Genomic DNA, 19645 nt, shown 5'->3' with positions numbered 1-19645 from the left:
TAGTAGTTAGCCATCCGAAAAATTTCCTTAGCGTAGGGAATGTTTGCAGGATGCATCCCGTTGGACCTGTACGTAACACGCAACACAGTTCTCCAACAGGAGGATCAACTCCAGACGAAGGGAGAAGCCCATGCGCTTCGAAATCCTGCGACTCGACGACATCGACGGCACGCCCGTCGACAGGACCGTCGTGGACGCCGCCTCCGTCAACCGGATCGTGCAGCAGGCCGCTTCGATCGGCCAGCGCATCTGGATCCGCCCGGCCGAGACCTCGGCCTCATAACAGGCACCGCTGAGACGCACCGCGCCCCCGCACGGACTCCGTGAACACCGGAATCCGTACGGGGGCGCAGTGGCGTGCGGGCGGCTGCGGGTCAGGACCCCTGGATGACCTGGGTGACGCCGTTGATGATCTGCTGCACGGCGATGGCGGAGAGCATCATGCCGGCGAGCCGGGTCACGAGCACGACGCCGCCGTCCTTGATGACGCGGATGATCAGCAGCGAGTAACGCATGGTCAGCCAGAGGACGACGTGCATGGCGACGATCGCGGCCCAGACGGAGACCTGCGCGCCGACACCGTCGGCGTGCTGCACGGCGAGGATCACCGACACGATCGCACCGGGCCCGGCGAGCAGGGGCATGCCGAGGGGGACGAGGGCGACGTTGACGTCCTTGGTCTGCTTGGGCTCGTCGGTCTTGCCGGTGAGGAGGTCGAGCGCGATGAGCAGGAGGAGCAGACCGCCGGCGATCATCAGGGCGGGTACGGAGACGTGGAGATAGGCGAGGATCTGCTGCCCGAGGATCCCGAAGACGGTGATGACCCCGAAGGCCACGGCAACGGCCTGCCAGGCCATGCGCCGCTGCACCTTGGCGGGGCGGCCGGAGGTGAGGCCGAGGAAGATCGGGGTGATCCCGGGGGGGTCCATGATCACGAACAGAGTCAGAAACAGCGAGCCGAATACGGCGACGTCGAACACGGTGTGCCTTGCGTGGTGGGGTGTACGAGTGGGTGGTCGGTGGTGCCCCGGTGGGGGTGGGGCGGTGTCGGGAGCGGGCGCGGGTCGTCTCCCTGCGGGGGCCGGGCCCTGCCGGGGTCCGGATCCTCACGGAGACAGGGCCCTGCGGGGTGCCCCTGCGGGATCCGGATCCTTGCGGGGGCGGGGCCCTGCCGGGACCGGATCCCTGCGGAAGCCAGACCCTGCCGGGACCGGATCCCTGCCGGGTCGCCTCCCTGCGGGGCCACGTCCACCGGAGCCAGGTCCCTGCGGGATCCGGAACCCGGCGGATGCCGGGCCCTGCGGGGTCGGGGTCCCGCACCCTGCCGGGTCGGTTCCCTGCGGATGCCGGGCCCTGCGGGGACCGGCTCCCTGCCGGGGTTGGTTTCCGGCCGGCGGTTCCGTCGGGCCGGACCTGCCTGGGGCAGGCCGTCGGGACGCTCGCCGAGAGCCTCGGGGCCGGATCGGGCGCACGCGCCCGCTGGCCCGACCCGACCCCCGGAAAGACCGACGATGCCCGCTGGGGCTCTTGAGGGGCCGTGGGGCACCGCCCAGCACTCGGCGCGGAACCGTCGGGGCTCTCCGGCAGGGACTCCGGCGGCGCGGCGCGGGACGGACCCGCCCGGCCTCCCGCCGAAGCGAGTCGGCAGGGCCGGCCCTGTCTCCCGAAGAAGCCCTCGGCGGGCTCGCCGGGAGGCCAGGAGCGACCGAGGGCCCAGAGCGCCCGGTCCGGGCTAGTGGCGTCCGCCCGCGCCCGGGACCGGGAAGGCGCCCGTCGCGCGGCGGGTGATCTCGCCGTAGATCTCGGGGTCCGTCACGTACTCACCCAGGCCGCACGTCTTCCGGCTGCCGTGGTAGTCGCTGGACCCCGTGGTCAGCAGCCCGAGCTCCTTGGCCAGCCCTCGCAGCCGCGCCCGCGTCGCCTCGTCGTGGTCCATGTGGTCGACCTCGATGCCGTCGAGGCCCGCCTCCGCGAGCCGCGCGATCGCGGACTCCGGGACGACCTCGCCCCGCTTGACCGCCGCCGGGTGCGCGAAGACCGTGACACCGCCGGCCGCCTTGACCAGACGGATCGCCTCGAACGGGTCGAGCTCGTGCTTCCGCACGTACGCCCGCCCCCCGTCCGCCAGCCACTCCTGCGTGAACGCCCCGGACACGTCCCGTACGACACCGAGTTCGGCCATCGCCTCCGCCACGTGCGGGCGGCCGACCGAGCCGTCACCCGCGATCCGGGCGACCTGCTCCCAGGTGACCGGGACGCCGAGCTCCTGAAGTCTGCCGACCATCGCCCGCGCGCGCGGCACCCGGTCGTCCCGGACCAGCTCGCGCTCGGCGGCCAGCTCCGGCTCCTCGGGGTCGAAGAGGTAGGCGAGCATGTGCAGACCGACCCCGTCGACACGGCAGGACAACTCCATGCCGGTGACGAGCGTCAGCCCCTCGGGCAGCGCCGCGATCGCCTCCGCGTACCCGCGCGTGGTGTCGTGGTCCGTGAGGGCGACGATGTCCAGTCCGGCCGCCGCCGCGTTGCGGACCAGCTCCGCCGGGGTGTCCGTACCGTCCGACGCCGTGGAGTGGGTGTGCAGGTCGATGCGCACGACGCGTTGCTCCAGGGCTCAGGGGTGGACGAAGGGGACGCTCCAGCATAACGGGCGCATCCGACCACACCGGCCCAGCCTCAGCCCCCTGGAACCCCGGCCCCTACGCCGAGCCCTGCCCCCGACTACGAGAGCAGACGCGGCGTCAGCGCACCGCACGGCAGCAGTTCCACTTCCGCGCCTGCGTCCCGCAGGTCCGTCAGCACCAGCTCGTCGTACATCAGCAGTCCCGACTGCTCCGGCCACACGATCGCCCACAGCCACAGCCCGCGCGCCTCACCCGCGAAGACCGCCCGGTCCTGCGGGGTCCCGTTCACGTGCCAGAGCGGTGTCGGCCGCCCCGCGGCGAGCACCTTGGTCTGGGCGGGCTTGTCGATGGCCATCCCGGGACCGGGGTCGGGCCCGTCGATGCCGGCGTACCGCGCGCCGAGTCCGACGCCCAGCTCCTCCGCCACGAGCAGCAGCTCGCCGATCCCGCCCAACGGCCCGGGCCCCGAGCAGGCGACGGCGGTCGCGCGTCCGCCACTGCGATCGTCACCGGCGTACGCGACCCCGGTGAAGAGCCAGCCGACGGGTAGAGGCCACGGCATCCAGACCGGCACCTGTGCCCGGTGCACCACCACACCGAGGGCCTCGACGCTGGGCGGGATCACGGGCTGCATCGGGTGCACCGAACCATGCACGTCGCACTGCCAAGAATCGGCAAAAAGACCGGGCGCCCTGACCCGGCCACCGCACTTCGGGCAACTGGGTTCGCCCCTCATAGAGCCCAACGGTCCTACCCCTCCGCGCCCGCGTCAAGGACGATCACCCGTCCGGCCCGACCAGTTCACCCCGAGTGATAGACGCGACGGCGCCAAGTCGGCCCCGCGGCACACCGACCGCAGCACCTGTACCGATGGCCACACCGGTGCCGCCCGCAGCACGTGTACCGATGGCCACACCGGTACCGGCGGTCCCACCGCTGCCGAGCACCCCACCCGTCAGTCCAGCGCCACCGACCGCCGCAGCGGGTCACGCAGGTCCGTGCCGTTCGTCAGCCAGCGTTCCTGGAGCGCGTCCGCCCCGTGCACCCGCTTCCACGCGGCCTCGTTGGACGTCATCGGCAGCAGCGGCAGGAAGCGCACCGGATCCATCGGGTCGTCGAGGTCCAGGTCCTCCACCAGACCGCCCGGCTCCGCGACGAGCACCGAGCTGAACGGGGCCCCGGGCCAGAGGGGTTCACCCACGTCGAGCGAGGCGCCGGCGGCCACGACGACACCCTCGACCTGCGGGGTGGACGCGAGCACGGCGAGCGGGCGCAGCACCTTGTCGGTGTCGGCGAGCCCGGCCCGTACCGAGAGCACCAACTCCGCTCGCGGGCCCTTCACCGGATCGGCGAGCGCGGCCGTCGGGTCGGTCATCGGATACGCGGACATGCCGAGGGTGGCGTACCGCACGACGTCGCCGTCGATGAAGCGGAGCACCTCGATCCGGTCCGTGCCGAGAAACGTCACCGCTGCGCGCGCGTCCGGTTCACCGAGCGCCGAACGCAGCCGGGCCTCGACCAGAGCAAGAACTTCTCCCATGCGGCGAGCATAAAGCGCGTGGGAAACGGGCAATGGAAGGGATTGACCCTCTGTCGGCTGATAGTCTTGGCCGCTGGTCGGTACTCCCGACCAACTCGTCATCCCCCAAGGGGGACCGGCTGGAGGAGGTGGGGCTGCGTGGATCGAAGTCGATCGGGCAGTACCAAACGCTCTTCCGCCCCGCACCCGAGCCCGGTGCGTTCCTCCCGGTGATCTGAGGCCTTCCGCACCCGGTCCGCCCACCGTCACCCGGCATCTCGCACGACGGAAGAGCACTTCGCCTTTGCCTGTCTGTAGCGAACGCCGTCACCGCGATCCCGCGGTGCCGCCCGCTTTGTGGACGACGTAGCTCCACGTCCCCATTCCGGGCTGTGCCACGTCTCGCCGACGGCTTCTCCGTGAAGGAGCATGCCAAATGTCGATGATCCGTGACCTGCGCGCCGCGGTCCGCCCCTCCCTGCGCCCTTCCCTGCGCAAGCCCACCGCCGGCGGTGCCTCGCCGTACGCGAACTACGACGCGACCCGCGACCCGTCCGCCTCCAGCGCGGTCGTCGACTGCGCGGTCTACCGCGACGGGCGCCGCGTGGACGACCGCGCCTGCCTCACGCCGCGCGGCGCGATGCGCCAGGTGCGGGAGAGCGGGGGCTTCGCCTGGATCGGTCTGCACGAGCCGACCGAGGCCGAATTCGCCGGTATCGCCGCCGAGTTCGGGCTGCACCCGCTCGCCGTCGAGGACGCCGTCCACGCCCACCAGCGGCCGAAGCTGGAGCGGTACGACGACACCATCTTCACCGTCTTCAAGACGATCCACTACGTCGAGCACGCCGAACTCACCGCCACCAGCGAGGTCGTCGAGACCGGCGAGGTGATGTGCTTCACCGGCCCCGACTTCGTCATCACCGTCCGGCACGGCGGGCAGGGCTCGCTGCGCAACCTCCGCCACCGCCTCCAGGGCGAGCCCGAGCTGCTGAGCAAGGGCCCCTCGGCCGTCCTGCACGCCATCGCCGACCATGTCGTCGACGGCTACATCGCGGTCGCCGACGCCGTCGAGCTCGACATCGACCAGATCGAGATCGATGTCTTCTCGCCGCCGGCGAAGGGCTCCACGCGCGGCACGGACACCGGGCGGATCTACCAGCTCAAGCGTGAGGTACTGGAGTTCAAGCGGGCCGTCACCCCGCTGCTGCGCCCGATGGCGCTGCTGAGCGAGCGGCCGATGCGGCTCGTGGACCCGGACATCCAGAAGTACTTCCGTGATGTCGCCGACCACCTCGCGCGCGTGCAGGAGCAGGTCGTCGCCTTCGACGAGCTGCTCAACTCGATCCTCCAGGCCAACCTGGCGCAGGCGACCGTCACGCAGAACGAGGACATGCGCAAGATCACCTCATGGGCGGCCATCATCGCCGTCCCGACGGCGGTCTGCGGTGTGTACGGCATGAACTTCGACCACATGCCGGAGCTGGAGTGGAAGTACGGCTACCCGATGGTGCTCGTCGGCATCACGGTCATCTGTTTCGCCATCCACCGCACCCTGAAGCGCAACGGCTGGCTCTAGGCCGCGTGCCGGCCTGCTCTCGGTAGGCTGCGGGGCATGACAGACACGCTGCTCGGGCCCGCCCTCGTCGAGGAGGCCACGAAGAAGTCCGGCCTCATCTGGGTCCGGGGCGAGGCCGCCCCCGCCCGGGCCCTCTGGCACGTCTGGCACGAGGGCGCGGCGCACGTCGTCGGCGACGGTCCGGGCGAGCAGCCGCTCCCGGGGCTCGTCGCGGGCTCGACGGCCGAGGTCACGGTCCGCAGCAAGGACAAGGGCGGTCGCATCGTCGCCTGGACGGCGGCGGTGAGCGAGCTGGCTCCCGGCACGGACGAGTGGGACGCGGCGGTCGCCGAGCTGAAGGGCAAGCGCCTGAACGCGACGGACGGCGAGGCGATGCCGGAGCGCTGGGCGCGGGAGTGCCGGGTGCTCCGGCTGTCCCCGCTGGACTCCACGACGGATCTGCCGACCGGCTCGCTCGCGGCGGTCCCGCAGCCCTCGGAAGCCCTCACGCGCCGCCCGGCGCCCGCGGCCCTCCCCCGGCTGCTGCTGAAGCGCCGCAAGCGCTGAGCCCCGGTACCGCAGGTCTCAGGTACCGCAGAGCTCAGGTACCGCAGAGCTCAGGTACCGCAGGGCTCAGGTACGCGGCAGCTGCTTGCCGTAGTCCAGTGTCTGGCCCGGCGCCGGGGCCTCCAGCGGGAAGTCCTTGTCCCACTCGGACAGCACCACCACGCCCGCTCCGCCGCCCCGCGCGAACTGGAGCGGGAACGGGGTGCCCTCCAGGGCGACGTCCAGCGTGCCGCCCTCGCCGTCCTCGCCGCCCTTGACCTTGACCGTACGGATGCCGCCGATCTTGTCGCGGTCGCCCTTCACGACCTCCCCGTGCAGGCCGATCAGCCCGTCCAGGAGCAGGTCCATGTCGGTGAAGCCGCGCAGCTGCTTGTACGAGGGGTCGTCCTGGGGCACCTTGACGTACTTGTCGTCGAGCTTGTCGGCAGCGTCGCTGTCGGCCTCCGAAGGCTCCGTGGACCCCTGGCTTCCGCCGTCCCCGCCGCCGCTCTCGCCCGCGCCGCCGCCCTCGCCGTGCGTCCAGAACGCCGCGTCGGCCTTCATGTAGAGCGCGTCGCCGATCCGCAGCAGCTCGAAGGTGCTGTTCTTCGTCACGACCGAGCCGGTCGCGCCGTCGTCCTTGAGGCGCATGTTCAGCTTGAACGTGCCGCCCTTGCTGACCAGCGTCCCGGCCAGCCGGACCGCCTTCGCCCCGTCGGCCGCCGACTGCGCCTTCTCCTCGATGGCGTCCGGGGAGAGCTTCCCGACCCCGTTCGTCCCCTCGTCCGGGTCCTCCGCGCACGCGCTGAGTCCCGCCGCGAGACCGGCGCACAGCGCCAGCGGCAGGACGACCCTGCGGATGCGCGATGCAGTGGGGAGTGACGTCACCGGCGCTGCCTCTCGTATGTCGTCGATGGTGGGGGGACGGCAGACCGCAGCGTACCCGGGACCGGCGCCGTCGCCGCAGGCAGCCGTACGGGCGCTCTGCCGGGGCGCCACGGATCGGCACGGGCTAGCCTGAACCCGGCATACCTCAGCATTGACCCGAATCGAGCGGCACCGAGGAGGCGCGTGGCATGGCAGCAGGCGCCCCCCGGATCTTCGTCTCCCATCTGGCCGGTGTCCCGGTCTTCGATCCCAACGGCGACCAGGTCGGCCGGGTCAGGGACCTCGTCGCCATGCTCCGGGTGGGCCGCCGCCCGCCCCGGCTGCTCGGCATGGTCGTCGAGGTGCTCAGCCGCCGCCGGGTCTTCGTCCCGATGACGCGGATCACGGGCGTGGAGTCCGGCCAGGTCATCACCACCGGCGTGGTCAACATGCGGCGCTTCGAGCAGCGCCCCACCGAGCGGCTCGTCCTCGGCGAACTCCTCGACCGCCGGGTGCGGATCGTGGGTACGGACGAGGACGTCACCGTGCTCGACGTGGCCATCCAGCAGCTTCCCGCCCGCCGCGAGTGGGAGATCGACAAGGTCTTCGTACGGCGCGGCAAGCCGGGGGCGCTGCGCCGCAAGGGCGAGACGCTGACCGTGGAGTGGTCCGCGGTCACCGGCTTCTCCCTGGAGGAGGAGGGCCAGGGGGCGGAGAACCTGGTCGCCACCTTCGAGCGGCTGCGCCCCGCCGACCTGGCCAATGTGCTGCACCACCTCTCCCCGAAGCGGCGCGCCGAGGTCGCCGCCGCCCTCGACGACGACCGGCTGGCCGATGTCCTGGAGGAGCTGCCGGACGACGACCAGATCGAGATCCTCGGCAAGCTCAAGGAGGAGCGCGCCGCGGACGTCCTGGAGGCGATGGACCCCGACGACGCGGCCGACCTGCTTTCCGAGCTGCCGGAGGAGGACAAGGAGCGGCTGCTCACGCTGATGCGCCCCGACGACGCGGCGGACGTGCGGCGGCTCCTGGCGTACGAGGAGCGGACCGCGGGCGGTCTGATGACCACGGAGCCGATCGTGCTGCGGCCGGACGCCACGGTCGCGGACGCCCTGGCCCGCGTACGGCAGCAGGACCTCTCCCCGGCGCTCGCGGCGCAGGTGTACGTGTGCCGGCCGCCGGACGAGACGCCGACGGGGAAATACCTGGGCACGGTGCACTTCCAGCGGCTGCTGCGCGATCCGCCGTTCACCCTGGTCAGCTCGCTGGCGGACAGCGATCTGCCGCCGTTGCCCCCGGACACCCCGCTGCCCGGGGTCGCCAGCTACCTCGCCGCGTACAACATGGTCGCGGCGCCGGTGGTGGACGAGAGCGGGTCGCTGCTCGGCGCGGTCACCGTCGACGACGTACTCGACCATCTGCTGCCGGAGGACTGGCGGGAGACCGAGTTCCACGGTGAGGAGGCCGTCCATGGGGGCTGAGCGCGCACCGGAGAGGGAGCGGGAGCGCTCCATGCCGCGGATCCGGCTGGACCTCCCGCGCGAGCGGCGGCCCCGGTTCCTTCCGGAGTACGACCCGGAGGCCTTCGGCCGGTTCTCCGAGCGGATCGCGCGCTTTCTCGGGACGGGGCGGTTCATCGTCTGGATGACGATCACCATCATCGTCTGGGTGCTGTGGAACATCTTCGCGCCGTCGGCGCTGAAGTTCGACGAGTACCCGTTCATCTTCCTGACGCTCGCCCTGTCGCTCCAGGCCTCGTACGCGGCCCCGCTGATCCTGCTGGCGCAGAACCGGCAGGACGACCGGGACCGGGTCAATCTCGAACAGGACCGCAAGCAGAACGAGCGGTCCATCGCCGACACCGAGTACCTGACCCGGGAGATCGCGGCGCTGCGGATGGGGCTGGGCGAGGTGGCGACCCGCGACTGGATCCGCTCGGAGCTCCAGGACCTGATCAAGGAGCTGGAGGAGCGCCAGGACGGCCACCGGGGCGGGGCTCTTCGGGACCACCGCGGTCTATTCCCCTCCGGCGGCGATCGCGGAAGTGACGTACCCGACCGCTGACAGACTTTCCGGCGCCGGTGGTCCGCGCCGTACCATCTCCGTATGGCTACGGAAGACGCGGTGCGCGAAGCACTGGCGACGGTGAACGACCCCGAGATCAACAAACCGATCACCGAGCTCGGCATGGTGAAGTCGGTGGAGATCGGATCCGACGGCAGGGTCGCCGTCACGGTCTACCTCACCGTCTCCGGCTGCCCGATGCGGGAGACGATCACCCAGCGCGTCACGGACGCGGTCGCGGGCGTGGAAGGCGTCACCGGCGTCGACGTCACTCTGGACGTGATGAGCGACGAGCAGCGCAAGGAGCTGGCCTCGGCCCTGCGGGGTACGACGGCCGAGCGCGAGGTCCCGTTCGCCAAGCCCGGCTCGCTGACCCGCGTGTACGCGGTCGCCTCCGGCAAGGGTGGCGTGGGCAAGTCCTCCGTGACCGTGAACCTGGCCGCGGCGATGGCCGCCGACGGCCTGAAGGTCGGTGTCGTCGACGCCGACATCTACGGGCACTCGGTGCCCCGCATGCTGGGCGCGGACGGCCGTCCGACCCAGGTCGAGAACATGATCATGCCGCCGTCGGCGAACGGTGTGAAGGTCATCTCCATCGGCATGTTCACCCCGGGCAACGCCCCGGTCGTGTGGCGCGGCCCGATGCTCCACCGCGCGCTGCAGCAGTTCCTCGCGGACGTGTACTGGGGCGACCTGGACGTCCTGCTGCTCGACCTGCCCCCGGGCACGGGCGACATCGCGATCTCGGTGGCGCAGCTGGTGCCGAACGCCGAGATCCTCGTCGTCACGACCCCGCAGCAGGCGGCGGCCGAGGTCGCCGAGCGGGCCGGCTCGATCGCCGTCCAGACCCACCAGAAGATCGTCGGCGTCGTCGAGAACATGTCGGGCCTGCCGTGCCCGCACTGCGACGAGATGGTCGACGTGTTCGGCACGGGCGGCGGCCAGAAGGTCGCCGAGGGCCTGACGAAGACCACGGGCGCGACGGTCCCGGTCCTAGGCTCCATCCCGATCGACGTCCGCCTGCGCGAGGGCGGCGACGAGGGCAAGCCGGTCGTCCTGTCCGACCCGGACTCCCCCGCGGGCGCGGCACTCCGCTCGATCGCCGGCAAGCTCGGCGGCCGCGCACGGGGCCTCTCGGGCATGAGCCTGGGCATCACCCCGCGCAACAAGTTCTAGGACGCGAGTCGGGGGTGTCGCCCCGCGGGGCGACATCTCGCGGGAACGCGCAGCGCGAAGGGGCGCCGCTCACATCGAGCGGCGCCCCTTCGTCGCGCCTGGGAGCGGCTGCCTACGCGTACGCGTCCAGGTCCTCCACCCCCGAGAACCCCAGCCCGTACGCGCTCATGCCACGCCCGTACGCCCCGATGTGCACCTCACCCGCGGACCCGGCCAGCACCCACCCGAACTCCGACTCCCGGTAGTGGAACGGCACCGGAACGCCGTCCACCGGCAGCGACAGCGTGGACCACTCCGGGCCCTCCAGGTCGTCCGCCAGCGCGAACGCCGTCTCCGTCTGCTGGTCCAGCCAGTCGTCCCGCAGCGCGTGGTCCAGCTGCGCGGGCCAGGTGTACGCCAGGAGTCCCGAGCCGGCGAGCCAGGCGGCGGAGGCGACCGTGGTCGCGTCCAGTACCCCCGTACCGTCGCCCGTCCTGCGCACCGGGCTCGCCGCGACCGTCACGACGACGGCGAAGCGCTCCTTCTCGGCCCCGCTCGCGTCGGACTTTATGGACGGCTCGTCCCCGTGGCCCATCGAACCGTGCTGGACGGTCCCGTCCGCCGCCGTGCCGACCTGCATCAGCCAGCGCGGTCCGGTGAACGCGTCGTCGAGTCCGTACCAGGTGAAGGGTGCGCGCAGATAGCCTTCGGCCGTACGCCGGGCTGCGGGCACTCCCTCCACCCGACTCGTCGTCTCCATCTCGGCCGCCTCCTCGATCCGTCGTGCCCGCGTCGGCGGACAACAGATGGAGGATAGCCACCGGTTGGCGTCAGGTCGTGTCAGCCCAGGTGGTCAGGTCGCGTCGGAGTCGTACGGCGGGCGCTCGTCGGTGCCCGGCTTGTCCTGCTTCTTCAGCAGGTCCGGCGAACCGTTGACGGTCGCGGGGACGGCCGGAGACTCGGCCTCGCGCCCGTTCACCGCGTCCGCGACCTCGTTCATCTCCTTCTTGAGGTCGAAGCTGCTGCGCAGCTCCTTCAGCTCCTTGAGGTCCTCGTTGCCGTCCAGCTGCTTGCGCAGGAACGTCTTGGGATTGAGGTCCTCGAACTCGAAGTCCTTGAACTCCGGCCCCAGCTCGGAGCGGATGTCGTGCTTCGCGCTCTCGGAGAACTCACGGACCTTCCGGATGAAGCGCGAGACGTCCTGGATGACCTTCGGCAGCTTGTCCGGGCCGAAAACGAGTACGGCGAGGACCACGAGCGTCACGAGCTCGAGTATGCCGATGTCGTTGAACACCTTTGCTGCTCCTTACGCGGGGTCCGGGGCCCGCTCCACGGTACCCGCCGAAACTGCCGGGCGGGTACCTTGCGGTGTCCCCCACATGGCGTTCAGTCGCCCTGCGAGGAACCGAGAGTCAACGTCTTGGTCTGTTCTTTGCCACCACGCAGCAGCGTCAGCTCCAGCCGGTCGCCGGGGCGGTGGGCGCGGATCTTCACGATCAGCTCCTCGCCGCTGTGGACCCGCTGGCCGTCGACCTTGGTGATGACGTCACCGGGGCGGACGCCGGCCTTGGCCGCCGGGCCGCCCGGGGTGACCGACGCGGAGCCGTCCTTGCCCTTATCGCCGACCCGCGCGCCGTCGCCGTTGAACTGCATGTCGAGGCTCACACCGATGACGGGGTGGGTGGCCTTGCCGGTGTTGATGAGCTCCTCGGCGACGCGCTTGCCCTGGTTGATCGGGATGGCGAAGCCGAGGCCGATGGAGCCGGACTGCGCGCCCTCGCCGCCCGAACCGTCGCCGGCCGCGCGGATCGCGCTGTTGATGCCGATGACGCGGGCCTTGGAGTCGACCAGCGGACCGCCCGAGTTGCCCGGGTTTATCGGGGCGTCGGTCTGGAGGGCGTCGACATAGCTGATGTCGCTTCCGTCGCCCTTCTCCCCGCCGGCCGTGATGGGGCGCTCCTTGGCGCTGATGATGCCGGAGGTGACGGTGTTCTGGAGGTCGAAGGGGGCGCCGATGGCGACGACGGGGTCGCCGACGCGGACGTTGTCGGAGTTGCCGAGCGGCAGCGGCTTGAGGCCGGAGACCCCGGTGACCTTGACGACGGCCAGGTCGTAGCCGCTGTCCTTGCCGACCAGCTTGGCGTCCGCGGTCTCGCCGCTGCTGAAGGTGACGGTGATCTCGCCGGAGGCGGCGGCCGCGTCGACCACGTGGTTGTTGGTGAGGATGTGGCCCTGGGTGTCCAGGACGAAGCCCGTGCCTGTGCCGGAGGAGCCCGCGCCGCTGACGTGGAGAGTGACCACGCTCGGCAGGGCGCTGGCGGCGATCCCCGCGACGCTGTCGGGCGCCCGGCCGGAGTTCTCGGCGCCCGCCTGGGGCAGCTCGACGGTGGTGATGCCGCCGTTGCGCTCGACGTACGCGCCGACCGCGCCGCCGAGGACGCCGGTGAGCAGCGCGAAGGTCAGGGCGCCCGCGAGGGCGAGCCCGCGGCGGGAGCGGCGGCGCTTGGCGGGGGGCTCGGCCGCGAGCGTCAGCGGGGCGCCGGAGGCGCCGGGGGCTCCCCACGGGTCGTACTGCACCCACTGCGCGGGCTGCGGCGCCGGGGGGTGCGGGGCGGCCGGGTGAGGCGCGACGGGCTGCGGGGCGGTCGGCTGCTGGGGTACGGGGACTCCGTGGGCAGGAGCGGCCACGGGCCGCTGCACGGGAGGGGCGGGGGCCCAGGGCCCGGGCCCGCCGTACGGCGGGGTGCGGTACTCGTCGGGCGCGTGCAACGGCTGCGGCTGCGCCTCCGGCCCACCCGGCACCTGGGCCACGACCCGATCCTGCGACTCGGCCTGCGCCTGCTGCGGTACGGCGACGGGCGCGGCCTCATGTGCCACGGCCTGCGGGGCCGGGGCGTCCGGGGCCTGCGGCATCCCAGCCTCCGGGGCCGGGGCGCCCGGGGCCTGCGGCATCCCAGCCTCGGCGGTCACGGCGTCCGCGGGCGCCGGCGTCACGGTCTCCGGGGCCTGCGGCGTCACGGCGTCCGCGAGCTGCGGCGTCGCGGCGGCCGGGGTCGGGGGCTCCGGGGGCGTGGGAGCGGCGAGGGTGAAGTCACCCTCGTCCGCGACCGGCGCTTCCGCTTCCGGTATGGCCGCCGGCGGCGTACTCGTCGGCCGACTCCACCACTTCGGCTTCTGGCCGGTCGGCTTCCCGTCGTTCATGCTCTCCCCGCAACAGCTGGCCTGTCCGCGCCCGCCTCGCGGCGGGCACCCGTGACCTGGATTCAACCAGGTCCGGGGTCAGCGGTGGGAGGTGAGCGGTGTCGTCGTCGGACTGGGGGCCGCGAGCGGGGTCGGAGCCGGGGTGACCCCCGGTCCGCCCAGCGCGTCGAACCCGGACGTGAACGACAGCCGCAGGGCCGGTCCCGTGGGCCGTACGAACGGGGATAGCTCGAGCACCGACGGCGCGGACGTGCCGTGGAACCGGACGCCCTCGGTGGGCGCCGCACCACCCGGCAACAGGGGTCCCGCGGAGACCGGTCCCGTGGTCGAACCGACACCGATCCGCCTGGTCGAGGAGTCGGCTGCCGCCCGCTCCTCCGTCCGCCCGCCACGACCGGTGGCGGTGCCCAGGGCCGAACCCGTACCGGATCCCGTGCCCGAGCCCGTACCGGAGACCGAGCCCGCGGCCGTGGGGCCGCCCGAGGCGGGGGCCCGCAGCGGGGTGACGTTGGCGCCCGTGCCTTCGCCGCGCGCGCCGATGTTCGGCGTCGACTCCAGCGGAAGGGCGCCGCCGAGCGCTATCGCGGCGAACGAGACCGCGCTGGCGGCGGCGATACCGAAGCGCCGGCCCCGCCAGGACGAGCGGTCGTGGTCGGGCCGTCCGCCGACGGCGTGGATACGGAAACCGGAGTGCGGGGAGACCGCCCCGGCCGTCGCGAAACCGTCCGACTTCACTCCGCCGAGGTCGCCGAGACCGCCGATGCCGGAGCCGCCGGGGCCACCGGAGCCGCCCAGACCGAAGATGTCGTCGAAGGGTCCCCCCCGACGTTCGTCACCCCCCGGAGGGCCCCCGGGCAGCCCCTGGAGGCGTGCGAGGAGCCCCTCCGAGGGCGGAGGGGGTGCGGTGGAGGCGAAGACGCTCTTCAGCCGGCGCTGGGCGTCGGCCTCCGCCTTGCATTTGGCACAGGTCGCGAGATGCGCGAGAACCCGCTCGCGGGCGTCGTGGCCGAGCTCCCCGTCGACCAGCGCCGCGAGCCGGTCCCCGAGGTGCTGCTCCGCGGGGGTCGGGCCGGCAGGACTGATGCTCACGCCGTTCCGCCCTCCCAGCCGACGGCGGCCAGCGCGCGCTCCGCCCGGGCTTCGGGGGAACGGTGCTTGAGCGCCTTGCGCAGGTGCGAGCGGCCGCGGTGGATACGGCTGCGGACCGTGCCGAGCTTCACGCCGAGCGTGGCGGCGATCTCCTCGTACGAGAGGCCTTCGATGTCACAGAGCACGACCGCGGCCCGGAACTCGGGCGCGAGGGTGTCGAGAGCCTGCTGGACGTCGGCGTCGAAGTGCGTGTCGTTGAACGCCTGCTGCGGCGAGGGCTCGCGGCTGGGCAGCCGCTCGGCCGCGTCGTCGCCGAGGGCGTCGAAACGGATCCGCTGCTTGCGGCGGACCATGTCGAGGAAGAGGTTCGTGGTGATGCGGTGCAGCCAGCCCTCGAAGGTGCCCGGCGTGTACGTCGACAGCGAGCGGAAGACGCGGACGAAGACCTCCTGCGTGAGGTCCTCGGCGTCGTGCTGGTTGCCGGTCAGCCGGTAGGCGAGGCGGTACACGCGGCCACTGTGCGTGCTGACGATCTCCTCCCAGGTGGGCGGAGTCCACGCCTGCGATTCCGCATCCGATGCGAAGGTCGCGGTGGTGGGAGCGGAGTCGGCAGTGTGGATTCGGTCAGCGGTGTCGGTCACGGATTTCGGCTCACCCGCCGACCTGAGAAGACGCCGAAGCACTCCTCCCCGATCCACAGGCGCAGCCGCACCTCCCCTGTCGGCTCTGGTGGTGTCCAGTGGAGCCCCTACCATAGCCACCTCGCCCGTTAGCTCCGGATAAGAATCTTTACGCGAATTTGGGGACCGGATCGCCCGCCGCCCTCATCGACGTCCTGCCCTGGTGAACGCGCGGTCCCATCTGCGGGTTCCCGTGCGCAGCGGATACAGTCACCGTTGCGCCAACTATGGGGACAGGAGAGGGCCATTACCGCCAACCGGCAGACGAGCTGGGCGTTCGCCGACGCCTTTGTCGCCGAGGACGAAGCGCTGCGCTGGGCCCGCGACCGGGCCCGGGAGACAGGGCTGCCCTCGGTGTCACCGGGCACCGGCGCCGCCCTGCGCCTGCTGGCCGCGACGGCCGACGCGAAAGCGGTGGCCGAAATCGGTACCGGCACGGGCGTCTCCGGAATCTATCTGCTGCACGGCATGCGACCGGACGGGGTCCTGACGACCGTGGACCTGGAGCCCGAGCGCCAGCAGTTCGCGAAGACGGCCTTCCGGGCGGCGGGTTTCGCCGGGAACAAGGCACGTTTCATCCCCGGCCGCGCCCTGGACGTCCTGCCACGGCTGGCGGACGGCGGGTACGACCTCGTCTTCTGCGACGGCGACCCGCTGGAGGCCCTGGACTACCTCGCTGAATCGTTGCGCCTGCTGAGACCTGGCGGTCTGGTCTGCTTCGAGGGCGTCTTCGCGGACGGCCGTACGGTCGACTCGGCGGCACAGCCGGCCGAGGTGCTGCGGATACGGGAGCTGCTGCGGGCGGTCCGGGAGAGCCAGGAGCTGCTGCCGTCGCTGCTGCCCGTGGGAGACGGTCTGCTGTGCGCGGTGCGGCGCGGCTGACGGCCGGCGTCAGGCCCCCGGCGCGGTGGCAATCCGTACCGTGAACCACCCCCGACACACCCCTGCCCCGGCGCGGTGGGTACCGTGCCGGGGCAGGAGTGGACAATCCTGGCTTGTCGCGTCAGCCGACTACCTGCTTCAGGGCGTCGCCGAGGGCTTCGGCCTCGTCCGGCGTCAGCTCGACGACAAGCCGACCGCCGCCTTCGAGCGGAACGCGCATGACAATGCCCCGCCCCTCCTTGGTCACCTCGAGCGGGCCGTCGCCCGTCCGCGGCTTCATGGCCGCCATGCTTGTTCCCCTTCCTGAAACCAGCTCTTCGTCAGCCGACGGCCCCTGATCGGGAGCACACGTCACCGGCATCGAACACATTGCTTCCAGGTCATTATCCCGCATCACAGGACCCGATGACCAACATCAGGTTGCATCGCTTGCGCAACGCGCTTCCGCAAAACCGCCCTTTTCGGCGATCAGCCTGCGATACTTCGCCGCTGCCGTGCCGCTCCTTCGCCGTCGGTCTTTGACGCAGCTCACATGTGCGAGGCGGGTGATCTCCGCCATGCTGGGCACGTCAGGGACGCAAAGACGCGAAGGGAAGCCCCGATGGCCGACACCGTGCTGTACGAAGTGACCGACGGACTCGCCACGATCACGCTCAACCGGCCTGAGGCCATGAACGCGATGAACGTGGAGGCGAAGGTCGCCCTGCGGGACGCGGCGGAGGCGGCCGCCGCGGACACCGCCGTACGGGCGGTGCTGCTGACGGCGGCGGGCGACCGGGCGTTCTGCGTGGGCCAGGACCTGAAGGAGCACGTGGGCCTGCTGACGACGGACAAGGAGTCCGGCTCGCAGGCGACGATGAACACCGTCCGGGACCACTACAACCCGATCGTCAGGGCGCTGACCGGGATGAAGAAGCCGGTCGTGGCGGGCGTGAACGGGGTCGCGGCGGGCGCCGGCTTCGGTTTCGCGCTGGCGGCGGACTACCGCGTGGTCGCGGAGACGGCCGCGTTCAACACGTCCTTCGCGGGGGTGGCGCTCACCGCCGACTCGGGCATGTCCTGGACGCTGCCCAGGCTGATCGGTGCGAGCCGCGCCTCCGACCTGCTGCTCTTCCCCCGCTCGATCAGCGCCCAGGAGGCGTACGAGCTGGGCATCGCGAACAAGCTGGTCCCGGCGGCCGACCTCGCCGCGGAGGCCCTGAAGATCGCCCGCACCCTCGCCGAGGGCCCGACGGTGGCCTACGCGGCGCTGAAGGCCTCTCTGGCGTACGGAGCGGACCACTCGCTGTCCGAGGCGCTGGAGAAGGAGGACGAGCTCCAGACGGCGGCGGGCGCGTCCGAGGACCACACGATCGCGGTCCAGGCGTTCCTCGCGAAGGAGAAGCCGAAGTACGTCGGGCGCTGAGCGCCCGGCGGCTCCCGGGGCGACTCTCCCGGGTCTCTCCGGGGTGTCTCTAGGAGGCGCCCCGGGAGACGCAGGCCTCGAGGTGGTCGTCGACGAGGCCGCAGGCCTGCATCAGGGCGTAGGCCGTCGTGGGGCCGATGAAGCGGAGGCCGCGCTTCTTTAGGGCCTTCGCCAGGGCCGTCGACTCGTCGGTCACCGCCGGGACGTCGGCGATCGTGCGGGGTGCGGGGCGGGCCGCCGGGTCCGGGGCGTAGGCCCAGATCAGACTGTCCAGCTCACCGGGGGCCCACTCGGCCAGCGCCTTCGCGTTGGCCATCGTCGCGTCGACCTTGGCGCGGTTGCGGATGATGCCCTCGTCCGCGAGGAGCCGCTCCCGGTCCGCCTCGCCGAACTCCGCGACCGAGGCGATCTTGAAGTCGGCGAAGGCCCGCCGGAAGCCCTCGCGGCGGCGCAGGATCGTGATCCACGAGAGCCCGGACTGGAAGGCCTCCAGGCAGAGCCGCTCGAAGAGGGCGTCGTCCCCGTGGACCGGCCGTCCCCACTCCTCGTCGTGGTACGTGACGTAGTCCTCGGTCGACAGGCCCCAGGGGCAGCGCAGCCGCCCGTCCGGGCCGGGGACCGCCTCGCCGGTCACCGGTCTTCCCCTTCGTCCTTGCGGAGGGAAGGACCGGACGACGGACCACCGGACGACGGGCCCGGCCTGCCGGGCCCCGACGCGAGCGCGGCCTCCAGCTCGGCGATCCGGGCGTCCCGCTCCGCGAGCTCGGCGCCCAGGCGCCCCAGGACGTCGTCCACGTCCGCCATGCGATACCCCCGCACCGTCACCGGCAGGCGAAGCGCCTCGACGTCGTCGCGGGCCACGGAGCGGGTCACCGGCAGCGGGTCCACCAGCTGCTCGGGCGCCACCTCGGGCAGCACCTCGCTGTCGCCGCCGCCGACCACCGCGAGGGTGACCGCAGCGACGACCACGACCATCGCGATCAGCAAAAACCAGAACACCAGCGCGCCTCTCCCCGAAGTGGAATTCGTCCCGTGGTCGATCGTGCCATGCGCCGCCGACAGTTAGGGTCGCAGCGAACGGACGCGAGGGAGGACAAAAGGGATGCTGCGCTTGGGACGGCGTGAATTCGGGCCGCACGAGCCGGTGATCATGGCGATCGTGAACCGGACCCCGGATTCCTTCTACGACCAGGGCGCCACCTTCCGCGACGAGCCCGCTCTCGCCCGCGTCGAGCAGGCCGTGGCCGAGGGCGCCGCCATCATCGACATCGGCGGGGTGAAGGCGGGCCCGGGCGAGGAGGTCTCGGCCGAGGAGGAGGCGCGCCGCACGGTCGGCTTCGTCGCGGAGGTACGGCGACGGCACCCGGACGCCGTCATCAGCGTCGACACCTGGCGCGCGGACGTCGGCGAGGCGGTCTGCGAGGCCGGCGCGGACGTCCTCAACGACGCGTGGGGCGGGGTGGATCCACGGCTCGCCGAGGTCGCGGCGCGGTACGGAGCCGGTCTCGTCTGCACCCACGCGGGCGGCGCGGAGCCGAGGACCCGGCCGCACCGGGTCGAGTACGAGGACGTGATGGCCGACATCCTGCGGGTGACCGTCGGACTGGCCGAGCGGGCGGTCGGACTCGGGGTGCGGCGCGACGGCATCATGATCGACCCCGGCCACGACTTCGGGAAGAACACCCGCCACAGCCTGGAGGCGACGCGGCGGCTCGGTGAGATGACGGAGACGGGGTGGCCGGTGCTCGTGTCCCTGTCCAACAAGGACTTCGTGGGGGAGACGCTGGATCGGCCGGTGAAGGAGCGGGTGCTCGGCACCCTGGCGACGACGGCCGTCTCCGCGTGGCTCGGGGCGCAGGTGTACCGCGTTCACGAGGTGGCCGAGACGCGGCAGGTCCTCGACATGGTGGCGTCCATCGCCGGGCACCGGGCGCCGGCCGTCGCACGGCGGGGTCTGGCGTAGGTACGGAAGGGGCGGGGCGCCCGCAGCGGGCACTTTCCCCACCCCGCCCCTTCCCGGACCGGGGATCCGCCCCGGAACCCGCGCCTCACTCGCCGGCG

General features: G+C 71.9%; 22 protein-coding genes. 9 read left to right on the top strand and 13 right to left on the bottom strand.

Annotated elements, in window-relative coordinates:
* Positions 1-130 precede the first annotated feature (130 nt).
* Positions 131-283 carry a hypothetical protein gene (locus ACFY8U_RS13725; protein ID WP_086024648.1) on the top strand — a complete coding sequence of 51 codons (153 nt, stop codon included), beginning with the start codon at positions 131-133 and terminating at the stop codon, positions 281-283.
* 91 nt (positions 284-374) lie between these two features.
* Here the strand turns inward: ACFY8U_RS13725 and ACFY8U_RS13720 are convergent, their stop codons facing one another.
* The 4 genes from ACFY8U_RS13720 to ACFY8U_RS13705 all read right to left on the bottom strand — a co-directional run bounded on the left by ACFY8U_RS13720 (position 375) and on the right by ACFY8U_RS13705 (position 4161).
* On the bottom strand, positions 375-980 hold the full coding sequence (locus tag ACFY8U_RS13720; RefSeq protein WP_389569517.1) for a MarC family protein: 606 nt from the start codon (positions 978-980) through the stop codon (positions 375-377).
* 752 nt (positions 981-1732) lie between these two features.
* Positions 1733-2593 (bottom strand): PHP domain-containing protein, encoded by an 861-nt coding sequence (locus ACFY8U_RS13715; RefSeq protein ID WP_389569514.1) that lies wholly within the window; start codon positions 2591-2593, stop codon positions 1733-1735.
* Between the two features lie 125 nt (positions 2594-2718).
* Positions 2719-3357: a DUF6758 family protein gene (locus ACFY8U_RS13710; RefSeq protein WP_361436342.1), complete on the bottom strand. Its 639-nt coding sequence runs from the start codon at positions 3355-3357 to the stop codon at positions 2719-2721.
* Between the two features lie 219 nt (positions 3358-3576).
* Positions 3577-4161 carry a suppressor of fused domain protein gene (locus ACFY8U_RS13705; RefSeq protein WP_361609579.1) on the bottom strand — a complete coding sequence of 195 codons (585 nt, stop codon included), beginning with the start codon at positions 4159-4161 and terminating at the stop codon, positions 3577-3579.
* A 415-nt stretch (positions 4162-4576) separates the two neighbouring features.
* Between ACFY8U_RS13705 and ACFY8U_RS13700 the strand changes: the two genes are divergently transcribed.
* Together ACFY8U_RS13700 and ACFY8U_RS13695 are read left to right on the top strand one after the other, a co-directional pair.
* Positions 4577-5716 (top strand): magnesium and cobalt transport protein CorA, encoded by a 1140-nt coding sequence (locus ACFY8U_RS13700; RefSeq protein WP_389569510.1) that lies wholly within the window; start codon positions 4577-4579, stop codon positions 5714-5716.
* A 36-nt stretch (positions 5717-5752) separates the two neighbouring features.
* Positions 5753-6262: a hypothetical protein gene (locus ACFY8U_RS13695; RefSeq protein WP_389569507.1), complete on the top strand. Its 510-nt coding sequence runs from the start codon at positions 5753-5755 to the stop codon at positions 6260-6262.
* Between the two features lie 66 nt (positions 6263-6328).
* Here the strand turns inward: ACFY8U_RS13695 and ACFY8U_RS13690 are convergent, their stop codons facing one another.
* Entirely contained in the window at positions 6329-7129 is an 801-nt protein-coding gene (locus ACFY8U_RS13690; RefSeq protein ID WP_389569505.1) for a hypothetical protein, read from the bottom strand.
* 188 nt (positions 7130-7317) lie between these two features.
* Here ACFY8U_RS13690 and ACFY8U_RS13685 point away from each other — a divergent pair, with 188 nt between their 5' ends.
* From ACFY8U_RS13685 to ACFY8U_RS13675, 3 genes are read left to right on the top strand one after another with little or no spacing between them, the layout of a single operon-like run.
* Complete coding sequence (locus ACFY8U_RS13685; protein ID WP_389569502.1) at positions 7318-8589, top strand: magnesium transporter MgtE N-terminal domain-containing protein; 1272 nt, start codon at positions 7318-7320, stop codon at positions 8587-8589.
* Complete coding sequence (locus tag ACFY8U_RS13680; RefSeq protein WP_361609569.1) at positions 8579-9172, top strand: DUF1003 domain-containing protein; 594 nt, start codon at positions 8579-8581, stop codon at positions 9170-9172. The genes ACFY8U_RS13685 and ACFY8U_RS13680 overlap by 11 nt, the downstream gene beginning before the upstream one ends.
* A gap of 42 nt (positions 9173-9214) precedes the next feature.
* A complete protein-coding gene (locus ACFY8U_RS13675) occupies positions 9215-10348 on the top strand; it encodes an Mrp/NBP35 family ATP-binding protein (protein WP_389569500.1) in 1134 nt (377 codons plus the stop codon).
* A 112-nt stretch (positions 10349-10460) separates the two neighbouring features.
* On the opposite strand, the gene ACFY8U_RS13670 is transcribed toward ACFY8U_RS13675, so the two are convergent.
* From ACFY8U_RS13670 to sigE, 5 genes are all read right to left on the bottom strand, one after another.
* On the bottom strand, positions 10461-11087 hold the full coding sequence (locus ACFY8U_RS13670; protein ID WP_361436326.1) for a hypothetical protein: 627 nt from the start codon (positions 11085-11087) through the stop codon (positions 10461-10463).
* A gap of 93 nt (positions 11088-11180) precedes the next feature.
* A complete protein-coding gene (locus ACFY8U_RS13665) occupies positions 11181-11621 on the bottom strand; it encodes a sec-independent translocase (RefSeq protein ID WP_389569497.1) in 441 nt (146 codons plus the stop codon).
* 92 nt (positions 11622-11713) lie between these two features.
* Positions 11714-13528: a trypsin-like peptidase domain-containing protein gene (locus ACFY8U_RS13660; protein ID WP_389569494.1), complete on the bottom strand. Its 1815-nt coding sequence runs from the start codon at positions 13526-13528 to the stop codon at positions 11714-11716.
* A 78-nt stretch (positions 13529-13606) separates the two neighbouring features.
* Positions 13607-14611 (bottom strand): anti-sigma factor family protein, encoded by a 1005-nt coding sequence (locus ACFY8U_RS13655; protein WP_389569737.1) that lies wholly within the window; start codon positions 14609-14611, stop codon positions 13607-13609.
* Between the two features lie 2 nt (positions 14612-14613).
* Positions 14614-15372: an RNA polymerase sigma factor SigE gene (gene sigE / locus ACFY8U_RS13650; protein WP_361759459.1), complete on the bottom strand. Its 759-nt coding sequence runs from the start codon at positions 15370-15372 to the stop codon at positions 14614-14616.
* A gap of 141 nt (positions 15373-15513) precedes the next feature.
* On the opposite strand from sigE, the gene ACFY8U_RS13645 reads away from it, so the two are divergent.
* The gene (locus ACFY8U_RS13645) at positions 15514-16179 is read left to right on the top strand and encodes an O-methyltransferase (protein ID WP_389569491.1); all 666 of its coding nucleotides are present in this window, start codon (positions 15514-15516) and stop codon (positions 16177-16179) included.
* Positions 16180-16300: 121 nt separating this feature from the next.
* On the opposite strand, the gene ACFY8U_RS13640 is transcribed toward ACFY8U_RS13645, so the two are convergent.
* Positions 16301-16468 (bottom strand): DUF3117 domain-containing protein, encoded by a 168-nt coding sequence (locus ACFY8U_RS13640; protein ID WP_006346801.1) that lies wholly within the window; start codon positions 16466-16468, stop codon positions 16301-16303.
* Positions 16469-16780: 312 nt separating this feature from the next.
* Between ACFY8U_RS13640 and ACFY8U_RS13635 the strand changes: the two genes are divergently transcribed.
* A complete protein-coding gene (locus tag ACFY8U_RS13635; RefSeq protein ID WP_389569488.1) occupies positions 16781-17584 on the top strand; it encodes an enoyl-CoA hydratase/isomerase family protein in 804 nt (267 codons plus the stop codon).
* Between the two features lie 49 nt (positions 17585-17633).
* Here ACFY8U_RS13635 and ACFY8U_RS13630 read toward each other — a convergent pair whose 3' ends face one another.
* Together ACFY8U_RS13630 and ACFY8U_RS13625 are read right to left on the bottom strand one after the other, a co-directional pair.
* Complete coding sequence (locus ACFY8U_RS13630) at positions 17634-18218, bottom strand: DNA-3-methyladenine glycosylase I (protein WP_389569485.1); 585 nt, start codon at positions 18216-18218, stop codon at positions 17634-17636.
* Entirely contained in the window at positions 18215-18583 is a 369-nt protein-coding gene (locus tag ACFY8U_RS13625; protein WP_389569482.1) for a DivIVA domain-containing protein, read from the bottom strand. The genes ACFY8U_RS13630 and ACFY8U_RS13625 overlap by 4 nt, the downstream gene beginning before the upstream one ends.
* A 103-nt stretch (positions 18584-18686) precedes the next feature.
* Between ACFY8U_RS13625 and folP the strand changes: the two genes are divergently transcribed.
* Complete coding sequence (gene folP, locus ACFY8U_RS13620) at positions 18687-19547, top strand: dihydropteroate synthase (protein ID WP_389569480.1); 861 nt, start codon at positions 18687-18689, stop codon at positions 19545-19547.
* Positions 19548-19645: the final 98 nt, after the last annotated feature.

It is taken from the genome of Streptomyces sp. NPDC012508 (genome assembly GCF_042902595.1).
GTDB lineage: Bacteria > Actinomycetota > Actinomycetes > Streptomycetales > Streptomycetaceae > Streptomyces.
Note: the sequence above shows the minus strand (reverse complement) of the source record. Positions and strands in the feature narration are given on the sequence as shown.